This is a genomic window from Thermohalobacter berrensis, assembly GCF_003609645.1.
Taxonomy (GTDB): Bacteria; Bacillota; Clostridia; order Tissierellales; family Thermohalobacteraceae; genus Thermohalobacter; species Thermohalobacter berrensis.
In genome coordinates this window covers 342527-363245 of the sequence record NZ_MCIB01000001.1, presented here as the reverse complement: position 1 = coordinate 363245, position 20719 = coordinate 342527, and the positions used below count along the sequence as shown (strand labels likewise).

General features: G+C 28.4%; 21 protein-coding genes and 1 pseudogene. 21 read left to right on the top strand and 1 reads right to left on the bottom strand.

What is annotated here, in order from left to right; genetic code table 11:
• Positions 1-5: 5 nt before the first annotated feature.
• The 3 genes from udk (at position 6) to sigK (ending at position 3144) form a co-directional block, all read left to right on the top strand.
• Positions 6-638, top strand: coding sequence for a uridine kinase (gene udk / locus BET03_RS01905; protein ID WP_120166660.1), 633 nt, complete (start codon positions 6-8; stop codon positions 636-638).
• A gap of 62 nt (positions 639-700) precedes the next feature.
• The gene (locus BET03_RS01900; protein ID WP_120166659.1) at positions 701-2356 is read left to right on the top strand and encodes a peptidoglycan D,D-transpeptidase FtsI family protein; all 1656 of its coding nucleotides are present in this window, start codon (positions 701-703) and stop codon (positions 2354-2356) included.
• A gap of 80 nt (positions 2357-2436) precedes the next feature.
• On the top strand, positions 2437-3144 hold the full coding sequence (gene sigK, locus BET03_RS01895; protein ID WP_120166658.1) for an RNA polymerase sporulation sigma factor SigK: 708 nt from the start codon (positions 2437-2439) through the stop codon (positions 3142-3144).
• A gap of 132 nt (positions 3145-3276) precedes the next feature.
• Here sigK and BET03_RS01890 read toward each other — a convergent pair whose 3' ends face one another.
• Complete coding sequence (locus tag BET03_RS01890; protein WP_120166657.1) at positions 3277-3543, bottom strand: hypothetical protein; 267 nt, start codon at positions 3541-3543, stop codon at positions 3277-3279.
• Positions 3544-3746: 203 nt separating this feature from the next.
• Here BET03_RS01890 and BET03_RS01885 point away from each other — a divergent pair, with 203 nt between their 5' ends.
• The 18 genes and pseudogenes from BET03_RS01885 to BET03_RS13760 all read left to right on the top strand — a co-directional run bounded on the left by BET03_RS01885 (position 3747) and on the right by BET03_RS13760 (position 20703).
• Positions 3747-4451 carry an ABC transporter ATP-binding protein gene (locus tag BET03_RS01885; RefSeq protein WP_183108675.1) on the top strand — a complete coding sequence of 235 codons (705 nt, stop codon included), beginning with the start codon at positions 3747-3749 and terminating at the stop codon, positions 4449-4451.
• A gap of 19 nt (positions 4452-4470) precedes the next feature.
• Positions 4471-6150, top strand: a complete 1680-nt coding sequence (locus BET03_RS01880; protein WP_120166655.1) for an efflux RND transporter periplasmic adaptor subunit — start codon at positions 4471-4473, stop codon at positions 6148-6150.
• 19 nt (positions 6151-6169) lie between these two features.
• The gene (locus tag BET03_RS01875; protein WP_120167020.1) at positions 6170-7495 is read left to right on the top strand and encodes an ABC transporter permease; all 1326 of its coding nucleotides are present in this window, start codon (positions 6170-6172) and stop codon (positions 7493-7495) included.
• 115 nt (positions 7496-7610) lie between these two features.
• Entirely contained in the window at positions 7611-8105 is a 495-nt protein-coding gene (locus BET03_RS01870) for a YqeG family HAD IIIA-type phosphatase (protein ID WP_120166654.1), read from the top strand.
• A gap of 4 nt (positions 8106-8109) precedes the next feature.
• Entirely contained in the window at positions 8110-8985 is an 876-nt protein-coding gene (gene aroE / locus BET03_RS01865) for a shikimate dehydrogenase (protein ID WP_120166653.1), read from the top strand.
• Positions 8986-9086: 101 nt separating this feature from the next.
• A complete protein-coding gene (gene gspE / locus BET03_RS01860) occupies positions 9087-10751 on the top strand; it encodes a type II secretion system ATPase GspE (RefSeq protein ID WP_243096833.1) in 1665 nt (554 codons plus the stop codon).
• Complete coding sequence (locus BET03_RS01855) at positions 10752-11816, top strand: type IV pilus twitching motility protein PilT (RefSeq protein WP_279230308.1); 1065 nt, start codon at positions 10752-10754, stop codon at positions 11814-11816.
• Positions 11817-11845: 29 nt separating this feature from the next.
• The gene (locus BET03_RS01850; RefSeq protein WP_120166650.1) at positions 11846-13057 is read left to right on the top strand and encodes a type II secretion system F family protein; all 1212 of its coding nucleotides are present in this window, start codon (positions 11846-11848) and stop codon (positions 13055-13057) included.
• A gap of 169 nt (positions 13058-13226) precedes the next feature.
• On the top strand, positions 13227-13610 hold the full coding sequence (locus BET03_RS01845) for a type II secretion system protein (protein WP_120166648.1): 384 nt from the start codon (positions 13227-13229) through the stop codon (positions 13608-13610).
• A 30-nt stretch (positions 13611-13640) separates the two neighbouring features.
• Positions 13641-14384 (top strand): prepilin peptidase, encoded by a 744-nt coding sequence (locus BET03_RS01840; protein WP_120166646.1) that lies wholly within the window; start codon positions 13641-13643, stop codon positions 14382-14384.
• A 48-nt stretch (positions 14385-14432) separates the two neighbouring features.
• A complete protein-coding gene (gene pilM / locus BET03_RS01835) occupies positions 14433-15482 on the top strand; it encodes a type IV pilus assembly protein PilM (protein ID WP_183108674.1) in 1050 nt (349 codons plus the stop codon).
• A gap of 13 nt (positions 15483-15495) precedes the next feature.
• Entirely contained in the window at positions 15496-16062 is a 567-nt protein-coding gene (locus tag BET03_RS01830) for a PilN domain-containing protein (protein ID WP_120166642.1), read from the top strand.
• On the top strand, positions 16049-17242 hold the full coding sequence (locus BET03_RS01825; RefSeq protein ID WP_120166640.1) for a hypothetical protein: 1194 nt from the start codon (positions 16049-16051) through the stop codon (positions 17240-17242). The genes BET03_RS01830 and BET03_RS01825 overlap by 14 nt, the downstream gene beginning before the upstream one ends.
• Positions 17243-17256: 14 nt before the next feature.
• Complete coding sequence (locus BET03_RS01820; RefSeq protein ID WP_120166638.1) at positions 17257-17649, top strand: prepilin-type N-terminal cleavage/methylation domain-containing protein; 393 nt, start codon at positions 17257-17259, stop codon at positions 17647-17649.
• A gap of 12 nt (positions 17650-17661) precedes the next feature.
• Positions 17662-19752 carry a DUF2572 family protein gene (locus BET03_RS01815; protein ID WP_120166636.1) on the top strand — a complete coding sequence of 697 codons (2091 nt, stop codon included), beginning with the start codon at positions 17662-17664 and terminating at the stop codon, positions 19750-19752.
• A gap of 36 nt (positions 19753-19788) precedes the next feature.
• Positions 19789-20244 carry a type II secretion system protein gene (locus BET03_RS01810; protein WP_120166634.1) on the top strand — a complete coding sequence of 152 codons (456 nt, stop codon included), beginning with the start codon at positions 19789-19791 and terminating at the stop codon, positions 20242-20244.
• A 27-nt stretch (positions 20245-20271) separates the two neighbouring features.
• Positions 20272-20346: pseudogene (locus BET03_RS14030) on the top strand (prepilin-type N-terminal cleavage/methylation domain-containing protein); the annotation flags it as partial.
• Positions 20347-20439: 93 nt separating this feature from the next.
• Positions 20440-20703 (top strand): hypothetical protein, encoded by a 264-nt coding sequence (locus tag BET03_RS13760; RefSeq protein ID WP_243096832.1) that lies wholly within the window; start codon positions 20440-20442, stop codon positions 20701-20703.
• Positions 20704-20719: the final 16 nt, after the last annotated feature.

Sequence of the window (20719 nt, the reverse complement as noted above, 5' to 3'; positions counted from 1 at the left end):
TGTACATGAATAAACCAATTCTAATAGGAATAACGGGTGGCACCGGTTCTGGGAAAAGTACTGTAGCTAAAGAGATCTTCAAGTCACTTCCAGAAAAGAATATTGTGATAATAGAACAAGATTCTTACTATAAAGAACAAAGTCATTTGTCATTCGAAGAAAGGACAAAAACTAATTATGATCATCCTTTAGCTTTTGATAATGATTTATTAATTGAGCATTTAAAAGATTTAATAGATGGTAAAAAAATTGAAAAACCTATATATGACTTTGAAATACATAATAGAAAAAAAGAAACAATAACTGTAGAACCTAAGGATATAATTATTGTAGAAGGAATTTTAATTTTAGATGATGAAAGGGTAAGAGATTTATTAGATATAAAAATATATGTTGATACTGACCCTGATATTAGAATTATAAGAAGGATTATTAGAGATATAAGGGAAAGAGGTAGAACTCTAGAATCAGTAATTGAACAGTACTTAACAACTGTAAGACCTGCTCACCTTCAATTTGTTGAACCAAGTAAAAAGTATGCTGATATAATAATTCCAGAGGGAGGCTATAACAAAGTAGCTATAGATTTGATGGTAACAAAAGTAAAATCTATAATTGCACAAAAACAAAGTATGTAATTATACCTCCAATAGATGTTGGGAATAATGGTAATGAGAACATCTATTGGAGGTATTTTATAATGAAAAATAAAAAAATTGAAAAAAGATTATTGAATTTAGCATTTTTATCATTTTTTATTTTTATTTTATTAGTAATTAGAATATTTTGGATACAAATAATTAAACATCAAGAGTATACAAATGCAGCAATGAACCAAAGGATTATGAAAGTAAATTTTTATCCATCAAGAGGATTAATATATGATAAAAACCTAATTCCTCTGACCAACTTTGAAAGAGTACCTACATTATATATATTTAAAAATCTAGCTACTATGGATAAAAAGTTTTACAATTATATAAATGAGCTTTCAGGATATAGTCATAAAGAAATAGAAGAGATTATTAAATCCTCTAAAGGTATTATTGAAATTCCAGTAAGAAATAATAATGGTGAAGTTGATAAAAGACCAAAAGGAGTTTTTTTGACAGATAAAGTAATAAGATATTCACATAAAAATATATTATCTCATGTAATCGGATATATCCAGAAAAGTAATAATACTGGAAAGTACGGAATCGAAGGTGCTTATGATGATATTTTAAAAATAGATAATAGCAAGGCTTTATCTGTTACTATAGATGGAAGTAAACGAATTATTCCTGGGATTGGTTATACATATGCTGAAAGTGCAAAAAAAGTTAATGCTAATAGTATTAAGCTAACAATAGATTATCATATACAAAAAGCTGTAGAAGATATAATAGATAAAGAAAATAAAAGGGGAGCAGTGATAGTAGCTAATGTTAAAAATGGAGATATTGTAGCTATGGTAAGTAGACCAAATATGGATCAAAGAAACATACAGAAGTACTTAGATAGTAATAGAATGGAATTATATAATAGGGCAATTCAAATATCTTATCCACCTGGCTCACTGTTTAAAATAGTAGTTTTATTAGCAGCATTAGAAAATGATTTAGTTTCGATGGATGAAAAATTTGTCTGTAAAGGTTATGAGCAATTAGGAAGTATTAAAATAGCATGCCATTCTTATGAGGATGGTGGTCATGGAGAATTAGATATAAGAGAAGCCTTTTATGAATCATGTAATTCTGTTTTTATTCAACTTGGTAAGAGAGTTGGTGCAAAAAAAGTAATTGATATGGCTAAGAGGCTTGGCTTTGGTAATATAATAGATATTGGATTAAAGGAAGAAGTAAAGGGAAGATTACCTAAAGGAAATGAGATGTTAGGACCTGCAATTGGTAATATATCAATAGGTCAAGGTAAGATAGAGGCTACACCACTACAAATTACAAATATGATGTTAACTATTGCTAATAATGGAATAAAGAAAGATTTATCAATAGTTGAAGGGATTGTAACTGAAGAAGGACATATGGTGAAAAGGATTGAAAGGGATAATGAAAGAAGGGTCATTCCTGTCCTTGATTCATTAATTGTTAGGGATTTTATGGAAGATGTAGTAACTAAAGGAACAGCAAAGAATATTTCTTTAGAAGGTATTGGTGGTGCTGCAGGGAAAACAGGTTCAGCCCAAGCTTTATTAAATAAAAAAGAGACAATACATGGGTGGTTTTCTGGCTATTTTCCTAAAAAAAATCCAAGATATGTAATTACCGTTTTTATTGAAGAAGGATTATCAGGTGGCAAATCAGCTGCACCAATATTTGAAAAAATAGCAAGAGAAATATATAAATTAGGTAGGTAAAAATATTGTAATGTACTTGCACACCTTCATTATGTAGCGCATATACTTTAATATGACCTATAATGGAGGTGTGCCTTTTAATGTGGACTGCTCTGCTAGCAGTAGCTGAGGTTTTTTTAAAGCCTATATTGTTTAATTTAGGCTATGTTACAAATAATAACTCTTTTCCTCAGCCATTAACCCCTGAGGAGGAGGAAGAATATCTAAGATTATATGAGAATGGAGATGAAGAGGCAAAAAATGTTCTTATTGAGAGAAATCTTAGGTTAGTAGCTCATATTGTAAAAAAATATCATAATACAGGAAGAGATATGGATGACTTAATTTCTATAGGGACAATAGGTCTTATTAAAGCTATATCAACTTTTGATAGAAGTAAAGGTACACGTTTAGCTACCTATGCAGCTAAATGTATAGATAATGAAATTTTAATGTGTATTAGGGCCAATAAGAAGACTAAATCAGAAGTATCTCTTCAAGACCCTATTGGGATAGATAAGGAAGGTAATGAAATTACTCTTATAGATATATTAGGTACTGACGCTGATGAAGTAGTTGATGAGGTGGATCTAAAAATACAAGTTAAAAAACTGTATAATAAGATGAGTAAAGTTTTAAAGGATAGGGAAAAAAAAATTATCGAATTAAGATATGGATTAGTTAATGGAGGATGTAAAACACAAAGAGAAATAGCTAAAATGTTGGGAATATCGAGGTCATATGTATCAAGAATAGAAAAAAGAGCTATAAAAAAACTTAGCAAGGCCTTTAATGTATGTAATGAATGATTGTCCTACTTATAGTAGGGCATTTTTTTATTTAGTATTATGTACAAGAAAATAAAAATTTAAGATAAAAAAGTTAAGAATTATATAAAAATTAAAAATGGCACTGTTTGTAACAGTGTCATATTTTTGTACTTAGGTTTCACCAAAAACGGTGCCACCACCTTCAAAGGTAATTAGAAAGGTTATTGTAGTAGTCGGAGCAACAAATATACTTAATTCTGCAGCTGCAGCATCACGCCTTGTACCGGGAGAGAAAGTAATATCAAATGGTATACCAGTTTTAATTAATAAAGATATAGCTGCATTTAATTGTCTAATTCTAATAATGTCATTATTAATTATTTTTTGGAAAACTTCAGTTGATAAAATTCTGTTTAATTCTTTATTAATATTTGCCATAGCTATCCCCTCTCTGATTCTATTATATTCTGGTATCTTTTTTACTGTGCAACTTGTAACATATTAGGTAAAAACTTTAATTAAATTATATTTAAATGGAACTTTTTCTACTAAAAAAAGTCTAATCAATATAACTCTTATACTATTGACAAAATAATCCAAAAACAGTATCATCTAGTAAGTGATAACTTTAAAAAGGGGGAATGAGTTTGCCACTATTAAAATTAGTAGATATTACCCGTAGCTATAAAACAGGACAAATAGAAGTAAATGCATTAAATGGAATAAGTTTAGAAGTAAATGATGGAGAGTTTATATCAATTATGGGTCCTTCAGGTTCAGGTAAGTCAACTTTATTAAATATAATAGGTTGCTTAGATAAACCAACATCAGGATCTTATGAAATAGCAGGGAAAAAAGTAGAAAAATTAAGGGATTGGCAACTTTCGGATTTACGTAATGATTTTATAGGCTTTGTATTTCAAAATTTCCATCTTTTAAGTCATTTAAATGCTTTAGAAAATGTTGAATTACCATTAATATATAAAGGTATTTTAGGACAAAAGCGAAAAAAGATGGCTCAAGATGCTTTAGAAGCCGTAGGACTTGCAGAAAGGTTCTATCATTTACCATCACAACTATCAGGCGGAGAGCAACAGAGAGTTGCTATTGCAAGGGCTATTGTTACGAATCCTTCTGTAATTTTGGCAGATGAACCTACAGGTGCTTTAGATTCCCATACAAGTGAAAATATTATGAATATATTTAGAAGGTTAAATGAAGAAATGGGAATTACTATAGTTCAAGTAACACATGAAAAAAATATAAGTGAATATGGTGATAAAATATATCATCTTTTAGATGGTAGAATAAATGAAATTGAAAAAGTAGATAGAGTGATAAATTGAAAAATGGAGGTGTATATAGATGTTACAAAGATTTATTATGATTATTGTCATAGTAGCTATTGTTTTAGGAGGCGGTTTTTATGCTTATAGACAACTATTGCCTCCCGAAATAGAAGAAACTCAAGGACCTGTATATTCAACAGAAAAGGTAATTAGAGGAGATATTTCTGTTGGAGTAGAGGCTGTAGGTCGTTTATATCCCACGAATAATGGTATGATAAGGGTTCCAAGATCAGATGACCCTAGTACAATGTCTATTGAATACATATTGCATGAATATTTAGTTGAAGAGGGAGATGAGGTAAAAAAGGGTCAAGTTATAGCTAGACTTCAGTCAACTCAACTGGAAAACAAAATTAAGGATTTAGAAGAACAGTTGGAAAACGAAAAAGAAATACTTTCAGATATGACAGGAGTACCAGTTGAAAATTTAGATAACATTAAACCATCACAAGGTATCACTTTAAATGCCCCAATTTCAGGAAGAATTACTAACTTTAGCTTAATAGAAGGGGAAAAACTAGGACAGGGAGATATTGTAGCTAAGGTTGTTAATGACTCCAAATTTAAAATAAGAATAAAATTAACACCTGTTGAGTTCAAAAAAATTAAAAAAGGACAGGAGGTAACCTTAAGATTTCCATACTTTGATGGTTTTTACGACGGTATAATAACAGAAGCTAACCCTAACAAAATACCAGACAAAGACAAGGATGGGTTTGGAACTAATTTTATACATTGGGTTACAATAGAGGGAAAAAATCCAGGCTTAGTCCAGCCAGGTATGGAGGTTTGGGTTGGATTATCTAATGATAATGAAAATGAAATTGTTAACTATTTTGTAAATAAAGGTAAAGTAGAAGGGTTTGTTGACGAGGAATCAATTATAAACCAAATTGAAGCTATAGTAACAAAAGTTCATGTTAATGAAATGGATATGGTTAAAAAAGGAGCACCTATTATTACAATGGCAGGAACAGATATTCAAGATATGATTCAAGAAAAATTAGATAGTATAAGGGAAAAAAGGTTAGAATTAAGAAATCTTAAATCAAAATTAGAAATGCTAGAGATAAAATCACCTATGGATGGTGTAGTTGCAAGACTTCATCCACAACCTGGAGAGACTTTAAGAGCAGGAGGATGGATGGGTGAAGTGTATAATACGGCAAGAATGAGAATGTGGGTTCAGGTTGATGATATAGATATTATAAAAGTAAAACAAGGGGCTCCAGTAAAGATTACAGTTGATGCAATACCAAATAAAGTATATAAAGGAGAGGTAACAAGTGTTTCAACTAGGGGGGAAGACGTTAATGGCATAACAAGATTTACAGTAAATATTGAATTTGAAGGTGGACCACAATTAAGACCAGGTATGCAGGCAAATGCCTACATTGATGCAGGTAGTGCGGAGAATGTATTATTAGTTCCCCTTGAGGCTGTTTTTGAAGAAGACAATATGTCTAAAGTTGAAATATATAATCCAGATGATGGTACAACAAAAGTTGTTTCTGTAAAACTTGGGTTAATGAATGATAGAGTAGCGGAGGTTAAAAACGGTCTAAACGAAGGAGACCTAGTTGTAACTGGAAGTACTGACGATTTATTACCAAGTTTACATATTAATGAAGATAATAGTTTGCTGCCAGGATTAAACAATAATGGAGGAAAAAATGGAACTATTCAAGGTGAATAAAGAAAAAGGGGGTGGAATTATGGTAAGTAGAAAGCCTCTATATTCCTTCCTAATTAGATGGTGGTTTAGTGCAAAGATGGCTTTTTACGGGATTATATCTAATCCATTAAGATCAACTTTAACCATATTAGGAGTAGCAATAGGGGTTGCTTCTGTAGTTAGTTTGATGGGAATTGGAGAAGGTGCAAGAAGGGCAGTTGTGGAACAATTTAAAAGTTACGGAACAAATGTTATTGATATTAAGGCAAATGACCCTACAGTTGAATTTGAACCTAATGAAGCAGAAGAGCTAGTAGGAAGGGTTGAAGGATTGGTAATGGCTACACCTGTTGTAGAAACTAAAGCAATGATTAAATGGAGAAGAACTAGAGGAAACGTAAATATAGTAGGAGTTAATAATGAATATCCTAAAATAAAGGATCATAAATTATTATCTGGACACTTTTTTACTCAATTTCATATAAAACAGCGCTCACCTGTAGCTGTTTTAGGATATAATTTAGGTGTAAGTTTATTAAATGGTAGGAATCCAGTAGGATATAGTATTTCTTTAAATGGTGAAACCTATAGAATTCTTGGAGTTTTAGAACCGAAGGGTGAGGGTAAAGCTCATAATATAGATAATAAAATTTTAATTCCATATACATCAGCACTAAAAATTGCTAATAAAAGAACAATAGAAGAAATTTGGGGAAAGGCTGCATCTAAGGAAGATACAAATTTAGCAGTAGTCCAATTAGGAAGAATTTATAAAAGAAAATTAGGATTAGGACGAAAATTACCCGTACCTAAAGAACCTGAAAATCCTGATGAAAGAACTAATAGTAGCTCACCTAGCCAAACCAATAATGAAAAAGAAGAACCTAAAAAACCTAATGAAGATATTATGACTAGTCAGGAAGATTTAATAACTATAACTAATTTGAATCAATTAGTAAAAGAGGTTGATAATGCTAACAGGGTAATGACATTATTATTAGGAGGAATCGCTGCTGTTTCACTTTTAGTAGGTGGTTTAGGTATTATGAACATAATGTTAGTAGCAGTTACTGAAAGGACTGAAGAAATAGGGGTACGTAGGGCCTTAGGGGCCAAACAAAGTGACCTTTTAATCCAATTTTTACTTGAAGCATTATATGTAAGTGTAATAGGAATTATTGCGGGAATTGCTACAGGTATATGGGGATTAAATTTATTTGAAAACTATGGATTTCAAACGGCTATAAGTATTCAAGCAATTAAAGTTGCAATAGTAGTTGCTTTAACTTCAGGGTTGCTATTTGGAGTATATCCTGCAGTTTCTGCTTCATCTGTTTCACCTGTTGAGGCACTTAAAAGACAATAAAAGAAAGAGTAGAGGCAATGAATATATCATTGTCTCTTTTAATATTTATAGGATGTTTAAATATTAAAAAATGTGATAATATTAATAAAGGTAAAATTAGTAAAGAGGTGTTATAATGACTAAAATTTTATATCCTAATCAGATTGTTGATTCAGTTTTTGATATAGATTTATTAGAATTAAAAGAAAGAGGTTTTAAATGTATAATAGTCGATATTGACAACACCCTTATTGCATGGGATAAAAAACATGCTACAAAAAAAGTTATCAACTGGTTTGAAAAGGTGCAAATGCTGGGGTTTAAAGTATGCATAGCATCAAATGCAACTAAAAGCAGAGTAGTGAAGTTTAATGATAAAGTAAAGGTTTTAGCAATATACAGAGCAGCTAAGCCAAGAAAAAAACCTTTTAAAAAAGCTATTAAATTGATGAAAACAACTCCAGAAAAGACAGTAGTCATTGGTGACCAAATTTTTACAGACATATTAGGAGGAAATAGATTAGGGGCTTATACAGTTTTAGTTTCACCTATAAGTGATAAGGAGTTAATCTTCACTAAATTTATAAGGAAATTGGAGAAATTGGTATTAAAAAAGGCGAAATTGAGGTGATATAATGGATATAAACTCAGATACAAAGCTCTACTGTTTAATAGGTCATCCTATTTCAAAAAGTCTTTCACCATATATACATAACTTTAGTTTTAATAAAAATAATATAAATGCTAAGTACTTAGCATTTGAGGTAGATAAGTACAAACTAAAGGATTGTATTTCAGGAATAAAAGCATTAGATATAAAGGGATTTAATGTAACAATTCCCCATAAAGTAGATATTATTAACTATCTAGATGATATTAGTGAAGAGGCTAAACTAATTGGTGCTGTAAATACTGTTAAGAATGTTAATGGAAAATTGATAGGTTATAATACTGATGGATTAGGATTTATAAAATCACTATATGATAAAAAGATAGATTTAGAAGGAAAGAATGTATTAATTTTAGGTTCAGGCGGAGCAAGTAGAGCAATTTCAATGATGTTAGCAAAGGAAGGGGTAAGAAAAATACATATATTAAATAGAACTATAGATAAGGCTAAAAAATTAATAAATGATATTAAAAAGAATTTTCCCAAAATAGAATATAGCTATAGTAACCTAGCTGAATTTAATATTAATAATCAACAAGATATAGATATTATTATTAACTGTACCTCAGTAGGAATGTATCCAGATGAGAATGAAATTCCTCTAGATATTAAATTTATTAATCAAAATACCATTGTTTATGATATAATCTATAAACCATTAAAAACAAAATTTCTAAAAAAAGCTGAAGAAAAGGGTTGCTTAATTATAAATGGATTAAAGATGCTTATATATCAAGCTTTAATAAGTGAAGAAATATGGTTAAATAAGAAGTTAGATTTAGAAAATATAGTAATGGCACTTGAAAAGCAGGATTTTTTACTGAAAAATAGAAATTATTAATATAAATATTTATAAATTTAACAATTAGGATTTTATAGTTGTTATATATTATTGGGTATATATTAAATATAACAGTAGGTGAGATTATGGTTTTTAATAAAATGAAACTAGGTGATTTACTAGTATCAGTAGGAAAGATAACAGAAAGCCAATTAATGGACGCTCTAGAAGAACAAAAGGTTTCAGGAGAGAAACTAGGAGAGATTTTAGTTAAGAAAGGTTATGTTTCTGAATTAGATATAATACAAGTCTTAGAATTTCAGCTAGGTATTCCGCATATAGATTTAGACAAGTATTTAATTGATCCTAACATACCTAAATTAATAAATGAAAACTTAGCTAGAAGATATATATTAATACCTATAAAGAAAGAAAGGGGAAAGCTAATTGTTGCAATGGCTGACCCCCTTAATATATTTGCTATAGATGATGTTAAAATGACTACAGGACTTGAAGTAAAACCTGCAATATCTACAAAACAAAAAATATTAAATGCTATAGAACATTATTATGGTAAAGAAAGTGCAGAAAAGGCTATTGAAGACTTTAAAAATGAATATAATGTTAGCAATATAGAAGAAATCGATGAAGAAATGTTAAATGAGATAAATAATGCACCTGTTGTTAGGTTAGTAAACTCTATTATAAAACAAGCTATTAAAGAAAGGGCAAGTGATATACACATAGAACCCTTTGAAGATAAAGTCAGGATTAGATTTAGAATTGATGGTGATTTACAGGAAGTAATGACACCATCAAAAAACACTCATTCAGCAATAGTTACAAGAATAAAAATTATGGCCAACCTAAATATTGCAGAAAAGAGGGTTCCACAGGATGGAAGAGTGGAAATTAATATTGATGGACATGAGGTAGACTTACGCATTTCGGTATTACCTACTGTTTATGGAGAAAAGGTTGTAATTAGGCTATTAGATAGAAATAAGTTTTTAATGAGTAAATCTGAATTAGGTTTTATCGAAAAGAATCTTGAGTACTTTGAAAGAATTATAAAAAATCCTAATGGTATTATTTTAGTTACAGGGCCTACTGGCAGTGGAAAGACTACAACACTTTATACAATGTTAAGGGAATTGAATACTATAAATAAAAACATTATTACAGTAGAAGACCCTGTAGAATACAAATTAAAAGGTATTAATCAGGTACAGGTTAATAATAAAACTGGTTTAACCTTTGCTAATGGATTAAGGTCAATTCTTAGACAAGATCCGGATATTATAATGATTGGAGAAATAAGGGATAAGGAAACTGCTCAAATAGCAATAAGGGCTGCAATTACTGGACACCTTGTGTTAAGTACAATGCATACTAATGGTGCACCATCTACTATTGCTAGATTGATAGATATGGGAATTGAACCTTATTTAATTTCATCTTCAATTGTGGGAGTAATAGCACAAAGACTTGTTAAAAAGATTTGTGAAAAATGTAAGACTGAATATAAACCAAATGAGAATGAACGTAAAATATTAGGCATTGACAATAATACCTTCCTATATAAAGGGACAGGCTGTAATTACTGTTATAATACTGGATATAAAGGTAGGACTGCAATACATGAGATTTTACCTGTTAATAAATATATAAGAGAAATGATAGACAACAATGTAAATATAACAAGAATAAGAAATAAAGCTATTGAAAACGGGATGATTACATTAAAAGAAAACTGTAAGGAATTAGTGCTAAATGGTACAACTACTTTTGAAGAATTAATAAGGGTAACTTATACTATTGAGTAGGTGATAAAATTGGATTTAACAGAGTTATTAAGTAAGACTATAGAAATGGGTGCTTCCGATCTGCACATAACAGTTGGATATCCTCCAGTTATGAGGATTAATGGAGAGTTAACAAAATATGGTAATGAAAATTTAACCCCTAAAGATAATATTAAACTAGTTAAACAAATGTTAGATGAAGAACAATATCAAAGGCTAGAAGAATTAGGTGAATTAGATCTATCATATTCACAAAGTGGTTTAGGAAGATTTAGAGTAAATGTATATAAACAAAGAGGTACCTATGGCATGGCAATAAGGGCAGTGTCTTTGAAGATACCAACTATAGAAGAGTTAGGATTACCATATATAGTTAATAAGCTTTTTATGAAAAAGAGGGGGTTAATTCTTGTAACTGGACCTACAGGAAGTGGAAAATCTACCACATTAGCTTCAATGATAAATTCCATAAATAACAATAGAAGTTGCCACATATTAACCCTAGAAGACCCTATTGAATATTTGCATAAACATAATAAAAGTATAGTTAATCAAAGGGAAATAGGACAAGATTCTAAATCCTTTGCAAATGGATTAAGGGCTGCTTTAAGACAAGATCCAGATGTTATTTTAGTTGGAGAGATGAGGGATTTAGAGACAATATCTACGGCAATTACAGCTGCTGAAACAGGACACCTTGTCTTATCTACCCTTCATACTATAGGAGCAGATAAGACTGTTGATAGAATAATTGATGTTTTTCCACCACATCAACAACAGCAAATAAGGATTCAGCTGTCAAATGTTATTGAAGGGGTTATTTCTCAACAGCTTTTACCTAAGGCTGATGGTAGAGGGAGAGTAGTTGCAGTAGAAGTTATGGTTGCAACTCCTGCAATAAGGAATATTATAAGAGAAGGGAAGACTCATCAGATTAAAACTTCCTTACAAACTGGTACAAAATTTGGAATGCAGACAATGGATAATTCATTAATAGACTTATATAGAAAAGGAATTATAACAAAAGATACATTATTAAATTACTCAGTTGATACTGAAATGGTAAAAAGATATATTGGAATATAAGTGATTAGTTTAATTAAAGGGGTGAATACATGCCCGTATATAAATATAAGGCTGTAAAAGAAACAGGAGACAAGAAAGAAGGTAAGTATACAGCAAACTCAAAGAATGAAGTTATCTCAATGCTTAGAGATAATAAATACTATCCAATAAAAATAGAAGAATTGCAAGAAGATAGAAATATAAAGTTAACTAATCTATTTAATAGAGTTAAAACAAAAGATTTAGCAATATTTTGTAGACAATTTCATACAATGTTAGATGCTGGAGTTACTATTATTAACTGTTTAGATATTTTAAAACAACAGACAGAAAATAAAAAACTAAAAGTAGAATTAGGGAAAATTTATGATGAGGTGCAAAAGGGCTCAACCCTTTCTGAAGCTTTAAGAAAGCATGATGAATTTTTTGACGAATTACTTATAAACATGGTGGAAGCAGGTGAAGCCAGTGGTACCTTAGATGTAATAATGAACAGAATGGCAGTCCATTATGAAAAAGAAAATAAAATTTCTAATAAAGTCAAAAATGCAATGGTTTATCCTTTAATATTAAGTATTGTTTCAATTTTTGTTGTTATATTCTTATTAATAGTAGTTATGCCCAGTTTTATAAGTATGTTTCAAGGGGCAGGTGTAGCTTTACCATTACCAACAAGGATTCTATTGGCAATAAGTAATGGTATAAAAGAAAATTGGTATTTAATGGTTATATCTATAGCTTTTCTTCTATATATACTTAATAGATACAAGGGAACAGAAAATGGCAGTAAATTTTTCGATAGAGTAAAGCTTAAAATTCCAATAATAAAAAAGACTACAATAAAGATTGTTACTTCAAGATTTACAAGGACCCTTTCAACATTATTGGGAAGTGGTGTATCATTACTACAATCTTTAGATATAGTTTCTAGAGTTGTAGGAAACAAAGTTGTAGCTGAAGATATATTACAGGCTAAGGAAGATATAAGAAAGGGAATAAATTTAGCTGAACCTATAAGAAAGTCAGGTATATTTCCACCTATGGTAGTATCTATGGTAAAGATAGGTGAGGAATCTGGTTCACTTGAAGAAATGTTAGAAAAAACTGCTGATTTCTATGATGATGAAGTGGAAGCAGCAATGGAAAAAATGACAACAGCATTAGAGCCAATAATGATTATAGTTATGGCAATAGTAATTGGTTCAATAGTTATAGCAATGATACTACCAATGTTTGAGATGATAAATACATTGCAGTTTTAAAAAATTTAAAATTGAAAATGTAAAATTAAAAATTAAAAGATAAGAGAAAATAGTAGTTAGTTGTTAGTAATTAGTAGTGAGAAACTTCGAGTAATTCGAAGTTGAGTAATATAATTTAAAATTCAAAATTTAGAATTTAAGATTAAGTTATTGAAGGGGGGTGAAGGGGATGATTAAGGCGATAGCAAAAGGATTAAAAAATAATAGGGGTTTTACTTTAGTTGAGCTTATTGTAGTATTAGCAGTATTAGGTATAATCGGAGCAATAGCAGTACCTAGATTTACAGGGATACAAGAAGATGCAAGAGTTAAAGCTGATAAGGCATCAGTTGATATAATTAATAAGGCCTTAGAACTATATAAAATACAGGAGAATGATGAAGATTTATCAAAGCTTTTAAATGATGTAGAAAACTCAACTGCAGCAGATGTAATTAATAAATTAATAGAAGAAGGTTATTTAGAAGATGATGTTAGTGATGAAACACAAAGCAAAGGAGACTTCGAATTTAACAAACAAGAACTAAAGATTGAATATAAAGAAGGACAATAAACTATTAATTTTAATCTGGAGTGAATTTAATTGTTCTATATTATAACATTTACATCCTTGCTCATAGGTTCATTCCTAAATGTATGCATATACCGCATACCTAGAGGAAAATCAATTTCATATCCACCATCACACTGTCCAAAGTGTGATACAAGGTTAAAACCTTTAGATCTAATACCAGTTATAAGTTATATTTTTTACAGGGGAAAATGTAGATACTGTGGGGAAAAAATTTCCCTACAGTATCCATTAATTGAAATCCTTACTGCAATCATATATATATTATTATTTTTAAAATATGGCTTAACTATTACTTTTATAAAATATGCAACTTTATCGAGCCTTTTATTAGTAATCAGTGTAATTGATTATCAACATAAAATTATTCCAGATAAGTTGAATATTTTTGGATTAATTACGGGTTTTATATTTATTTCATTATACAATTTTAAAATAGGACTTATAAATGGGACTATAGGCTTATTAATAGGTGGAGGATTATTTTTACTCATAGCAGTATTAACTAAAGGAGCTATGGGTGGAGGAGATATTAAACTTATGGCAGTAATTGGACTATGGATGGGGTGGAAATATATTATTCTTATATCACTTTTATCCTTTGTATTTGGTGCAATAATATCTCTATTACTATTATTATTTAAAATTAAGGATAGAAAGGATTATATCCCCTTTGGACCTTTTATTGCTTTAGCTACTTTTGTTACAATTTTATATGGAAGTGAAATTATCCAATATTATATGATTCGATATTAAGTTAGATTTACAACATCTAATGTTTCTAATCCTTGAGAGGTGAAAATTTTGTTTAATAATAAAGTTATATCAATAGATATAGGAAGCAAAAATATAAAGATAGCAGAGGGAAAACATGTAAAGAATGATGTTCATATTAGTAATGCAGTTATTCTGCAAACCCCTAAGGAATCGTTTTACGATGGGAAGATATTGGACAAGCATAAAATAAAAGAGGTTATTCTAGATACTATAAAAAGAAAAAAAATGAAGGCTAAAAAAGTTGTATTTACAATACAGAGTACATCTGTTGTAACTAGGGAAATGTATTTACCTGATGTAAAAAAGGAAGAGTTAGATAGTATAGTTAGATTCGAAGTAGAGCAGTATCTTCCTATATTACTTAATGATTATGTTATTCAATATAAAACTTTAGATAAAAAGAGTGATAATGAAAAGATTAAATTACAAGTTATTGCCCTTCCAAAAGATATTGTTAAAATGTACCTGGAATTAGCTAAAGAATTAAAGTTAAAACCTTTGGCGTTGGATATTAATTCAAATGCTATATCTAAACTATTTAGTAAAGGAATTAAAATAAATGATGAAAAGTACAGTTTTGATAAAACTGTTGCATTAATAGATCTTGGTTATGACAAATTAGATGTTAATATCATTAAGGGAGGATGTAGCCATTTTAGTAGGATTATCCCAAAGGGAGGAAAGGATATAGATATTACTATTGCTAATTCCTTTAATTTAGAATTAAATGAAGCAGAGGAAAAGAAGGTTAATGAAGTAAATCTTGATGAAACAAATAATAACTTATCTTCTGGAATGCTAAATGAAGTTACAAAAAGGATTATTGAGGAATGGACTTCGGAAGTTAGTAGAGTATTTCAGTACTATATGAGTAGAAATAGGGAGTTTAGAGTTGATAAGATTTATTTATATGGAGGTAGCTCACAGATACAAAACATAAACAATATTATATCAAATCAGTTAAACATGCCTGTTTCTATTATAAAGAATATGAGCAATATTAAAATAGGAAAAACAATAGATGATATAGAAATAGAAAGATTTTTAAACGCTGTAGGAGCTATTATTAGAAGATAGGAAGGTGAATTATTTGAATGATATTAACTTTTTCCTACCATATATTGAATCAAGTAGAAGAAGCAGAAATAGGTTAATTTATTATGTTACTGTTACTTTTTTACTTATTACTATATTAATTGGAATTTATCTTACTAATTTTTTTAGGATAGCTAAACTAAAAAAAGAAATTAATAGAATTGAAGAATATATAAATTCAGAAAAAGTAAAAGAAAAGATTGCAGAAGTTAATGAAAGAAAGAGAAAAATTGAATTAATGAAAAAATATACTGATATTCTTATTGAAGTTAATGGATCTATTGATAAAAAGGATGTTATAACTAGTAGTCTTTTCTTTGACATATCTAGTCTACTCCCCAAAGATATGTTTTTTCAAGCTATTAACTTGTCTTCTGAAGAAATTATTATTCAAGGATATTCTCAAAAAAGGATTTCCATTGCAGAATATGAGCACAATTTAAAAGGATTAAATTATCTAAAATATGTTCATGTTCTAAATATAAGTGAACAAGATGAAGGTATTTATACCTTTACTATTAAATGCTTATTCGGGGATGTGAATAAAATTGAAACTAACTAAAAGAGAGAAGAAAATGCTAATTATATTATTAATTGTTGCAATATCAGCTTTATACTATAACTTTTTGCTTAGTCCCCAATTAAATAAGATAAATGCTTTAGAGAAAAGCTTAGAAGAATATAAACAAAAAGTATCATTATTAGATAATAAAATTATGGAAAACAAAAACATAAACAGAGAATATAAGGTTTTAAATGCTAGAATAAGTAGTATGTATATAAGATTTTTACCTGAAATAATACAAGAAAAAATAATAGTTATATTAGATAATATGCTTGTATCTTCAGATTTAGAAAGTGAAAATATATCATTTAGTGAACCTGAAATAAAATCATTAGAAGAAAAAGATGAAAAAGAGGAAGAATACCAAATAGAAAATTTAGTAAAAGAGTTTTTAGGATATAAAAATAACAACAAAAATGAAGAAAATAGTATTGAGAATGGCAATATACCTAGAGTCAAAGTAATGAACGTAGAGATTGACTTTAGGGGAACATATGAGGAATTAATTAATTTCATAAGATTAGTTGAAAATTATGAAAAAGAAATATTGATAAATAGATTAAATGTTGTTAATCAGGATTCAGATAATCTAATAGGGTTCATGGAACTTCAATTTTATTCTATTCCCAAAATACACAATCAAGATAAAGAGTTTATTACATGGAATATAGTAAATGATTACGGTAAAAACAATCCTTTTATGAATAATAATAGCTTATCAAACAAACTATTTAATGAATATAAGGAAGACAAAATAGAATATGATTTCTTAATGAGTGTTAAGCCTACAAGCTCAGATTTACCAACTATTATTTTAGGTAAAAATGATGACCCATCTAAAAAAACATATGTGTATGGGGATAATCCAAATATTGAAACTATAGATATCTACTTTACACAGAAAAATGATAAATATTATTTTAAATATAAAACAAAATATTATTCTTATCCTATGGATTTTAACAAATCAGAGGAGTTTACTCCAAAGAATAATAATATAAGTTTAAAAATATATAGTACACACAGAAATTCTTCTGAAGATGTTTCAGGTGCTATTATAAATTTGTACAATAATACTGATAAAAATGTATTTGTTAAAATAGTTAATGATGATATAAAAAGACCTAGGGTTTTTATAAATAAAAAAAGTGGTATTATAGAAGTTTCAAAGGAATAATTTGGAGGTAATAAATGATAAACTTAATAAATAATAAAAGGGGAGTAACTCTTATTGAAATACTATTAACTTTAACAATATTAGGTATTATTATAATCCCATTAACTAACTTATTTGTTAATACAGTCAAAAATAACAAACGTTCTGAAGATCTAATGATTGCAACATCAATTTCACAAAAATATATGGAAAGAATTTTATCTCATCAGGTGATAGCTGATGAAGGTGATGAATTTACTGAAGAAGACTACAAATCTTTTAAAGTAATAGTTAAGGAAAAAATTGAAAAATACAGAAATGAAGAAGATAAAGAAATACTATATGAAATAAAGTTAACTGTAAAGAAGAATGATAAGGTAATTTTAGATAATATAACAGGTTATGTTATAGAAGAAATGACAGATTAGGATGTGTTTTTCATGTTTAAAAAACATTTAAATAATAATGGTTCAACAATGTTATTACTAGTTATCATAACGGCTATCTTAACAATTCTTGGAACAACAATTCTAACTCTATCTATAACAAATTATAAAATGAAGGTAATAGACAGTAGAGAAAAGAAGAATTTTTATTTAGCAGACACAGGCTTAGAAATAGTTGAATTTATAGCAAAATATGTTATTAAAGATGCGGTTGAAAGTGGAAATTTGGCTGTTGAAGAATATATGGATAATTTAGATTTAGGGAAAGAGATTGAGGATGAAGAAGCTGGTTTAGATAGTCCATATATTAAGGATGATGGTACTATAGATGTTGACTATATAAAAGCTGAACAAGAATTAATTTTTGAAGATGCATATACAAAATACATTAAAGAAAATTTAGAAAACAGAATTAAAAACCTAAAACCTAAAGAGGATAGTAATTCGTTAGATGATATTAAACCCCATATTGAAGCTAGTTTTAATGATCAAAGCTTTCATTTAACTGTAGATTCTAGTTATGAAAAGGATAATATTACTAAGCAGATATCATGTGAATATGAAATAAAGATACCACAATATGGTATTGAAATTGTACCTGATGATATAGGTGAAATTATTGAAATAAAGAAGAATGTTATATGGGAAAAAGCTATTGCAGCAGATGGAGACTTAAAAATCCATGATGAAGGATTAGAAATAAATGGTGATATTTTTGTAAAAGGAGAAGATGATGGTGGAATTTTATTAACAGAAAACTTTAAAAAAGTAACTATAAATGGACAAGTTATAACTCTGAATGATTTAATAATAGATTCTGATAAACCCCGTAAAAAAAACGTAGAAATTAATGGAGATGTTTATGCAGATAATGTAATAATAACTGAAAATACTCAAAACTCTCAGTTAATTGTATCTAATTCGGTTTTCACTTCCGATGATTTAGAGTTAAATGGTACTAAATCTATAATTAAAATACAAAATGGATATTACGGTATATGTGACGGTTCTAATATTCGTAGTAACAAGCCAGATAATTCTAGTAGTATTATTATAAATTCGCCGGACTTAGCTAATGGTAAAAAAAAATCTAAACTTATAATTAATAATGAAGTTGTAATACTTGGTTCATCTTATATAAATGCCTATAAGGAGGTTAATGGTGAAAAAATACCATATCAAACAGGTGAATCTTTATCTATAATAGGGAATTATAGGGCCTATACAAAGCCTTTAACTGAAGAACCAAATGAACAACAAGATAAAGTTTATTATGAAAAATTAAAAGAAAATAATGTAGAATTTGAATATTATGCCCCTTTAGTTTTAGTAGATAAGTTTAAAAATGGAACCCCTCTTAATGTTATAGATAAAAGCCAATACTTTAGATTATATTTTAAACAATATGGAGATGATGAGATTAAAGACTTAGAAAAAGTAATAGAATTGCCAGATAGCGAGAATATAAGGACAATTGGAGCTGTAATTACGGATAATGATATATTAACAGGTAATTATGATTTAGATTTATTTGGCTATGTAAGTAACAAATTTAATGAAACTTTTAAAGATATGGTTGAATACAACTTAAGTATAAATGATGTAGAGTCAAATTCTGATGTTAACACTCAAATAAACTTAGACTATATCAAAAACGGTATAGATGAAAAAGATGAAGAAAATATTTTTTTAAGTAGAAATAATAACTATACAATTGATAACACAAATAATTATAAGGATATTGTAATAACTGGTGGAGATGTAACTATTAATGATACAGACTTTGAGGGAATAATAATAGCAGATGGGAATGTATATGTAAAGGGTAAAGTTAATGTAAATGGAGCAATTATATCCTCTGGAGATATTCGATTCTTAGAAAAGGGAAATAAAAGCATTTCTTATGATAAGGATGTACTCATTAAATTAATTGGTGAAAACATTGATTTGTTTGAGAAAATCTTTAAAAATAATTCTTCAGATTCAATATATATTTTAGAGCCAAATGACTATCAGAAAACAAATGATGGCAAAATTACTATTTCAGATTTATTAATATTAAAAAACTGGCATATGAAACAATAAAAGTATTATCTAATTAATAGAGGAAGGCTGTTTATAATGAAATCAAACAATTGTAGAGGACTGACATTAATAGAATTAATTATGGTATTAGGTATTATAGCCATAGTATTTTCTCTTTTGTTTACATTATTAATATCCAACATAAAAGTTTTTAATACTTCTAATGAAGACATTGAACTACAATATCAAGCTCAAATTGCTATGGACTCAATTATAGATAAAGCTATTAAATGTACATCAATAATAGAATATAATTCTAAAAGATTAGTTTTTAAAACAATAGATAATAGTTATGAAATATTTGAGATAAAGTCTAACAATAAAATTTTTTATACAAATAGTTCCTATAAAGATGCTTCAGCTACTTTAGAAATTGCAAATTATATTGAGTCATTTGATATAAAAGAAAAGAATAATGGAATAGAACTAACAATAAATCTTCAAAATAATAAATCAATAATTAGTGAATTTTACTTTAGAAATAAAGAATAAGTTTAAAAGCTGGTGATTATATGAAATATATATGAAAATAATAATGGGTTTACTTTAATAGAAATATTAATAGTACTTTCGATTATTGTAATACTTATTACTATTATTTTTCCAAAACTATATTTAGAATCATTTTCTTTAAAAGCCCAAACATATCAATTGTGTTATGATATTAGAAGAATAAGATTATTAAAAATGACAGAAGGTGGACAATATAGAATATTATTGTATAGAGATTATTATAGAGTATTAAATGGACCTATAGAATTAAAAAGGGTAAATATGGAAGATAAAACAGAAATATTTTATGGAGATTATGATGAAATATCCTTTAGTTATTCAGGTGCTCCAATATATGGTGGAACAACTGTAACAATTGGAAATGATAAGATAAAAAGATATTATAAAATAACAATAGTACCATCAAGTGGACGTATATTAGTGATTGATGATAAATAATATTTTATTTTTTTGA

What these genes read in the sequence shown, in the direction of transcription:
- udk (WP_120166660.1), top strand. Translation starts at nt 6, where the DNA reads ATGAATAAACCAATTCTAATAGGAATAACGGGTGGCACCGGTTCTGGG.
- BET03_RS01880 (WP_120166655.1), top strand. Translation starts at nt 4,471, where the DNA reads ATGTTACAAAGATTTATTATGATTATTGTCATAGTAGCTATTGTTTTA.
- BET03_RS01870 (WP_120166654.1), top strand. Translation starts at nt 7,611, where the DNA reads ATGACTAAAATTTTATATCCTAATCAGATTGTTGATTCAGTTTTTGAT.
- BET03_RS01810 (WP_120166634.1), top strand. Translation starts at nt 19,789, where the DNA reads ATGAAATCAAACAATTGTAGAGGACTGACATTAATAGAATTAATTATG.
- BET03_RS01885 (WP_183108675.1), top strand. Translation starts at nt 3,747, where the DNA reads ATGAGTTTGCCACTATTAAAATTAGTAGATATTACCCGTAGCTATAAA.
- sigK (WP_120166658.1), top strand. Translation starts at nt 2,437, where the DNA reads ATGTGGACTGCTCTGCTAGCAGTAGCTGAGGTTTTTTTAAAGCCTATA.
- gspE (WP_243096833.1), top strand. Translation starts at nt 9,087, where the DNA reads ATGAAACTAGGTGATTTACTAGTATCAGTAGGAAAGATAACAGAAAGC.
- BET03_RS01890 (WP_120166657.1), bottom strand. Translation starts at nt 3,543, where the DNA reads ATGGCAAATATTAATAAAGAATTAAACAGAATTTTATCAACTGAAGTT.
- BET03_RS01820 (WP_120166638.1), top strand. Translation starts at nt 17,257, where the DNA reads ATGATAAACTTAATAAATAATAAAAGGGGAGTAACTCTTATTGAAATA.
- BET03_RS13760 (WP_243096832.1), top strand. Translation starts at nt 20,440, where the DNA reads ATGACAGAAGGTGGACAATATAGAATATTATTGTATAGAGATTATTAT.
- BET03_RS01850 (WP_120166650.1), top strand. Translation starts at nt 11,846, where the DNA reads ATGCCCGTATATAAATATAAGGCTGTAAAAGAAACAGGAGACAAGAAA.
- aroE (WP_120166653.1), top strand. Translation starts at nt 8,110, where the DNA reads ATGGATATAAACTCAGATACAAAGCTCTACTGTTTAATAGGTCATCCT.
- BET03_RS01875 (WP_120167020.1), top strand. Translation starts at nt 6,170, where the DNA reads ATGGTAAGTAGAAAGCCTCTATATTCCTTCCTAATTAGATGGTGGTTT.
- BET03_RS01900 (WP_120166659.1), top strand. Translation starts at nt 701, where the DNA reads ATGAAAAATAAAAAAATTGAAAAAAGATTATTGAATTTAGCATTTTTA.
- BET03_RS01845 (WP_120166648.1), top strand. Translation starts at nt 13,227, where the DNA reads ATGATTAAGGCGATAGCAAAAGGATTAAAAAATAATAGGGGTTTTACT.
- BET03_RS01815 (WP_120166636.1), top strand. Translation starts at nt 17,662, where the DNA reads ATGTTTAAAAAACATTTAAATAATAATGGTTCAACAATGTTATTACTA.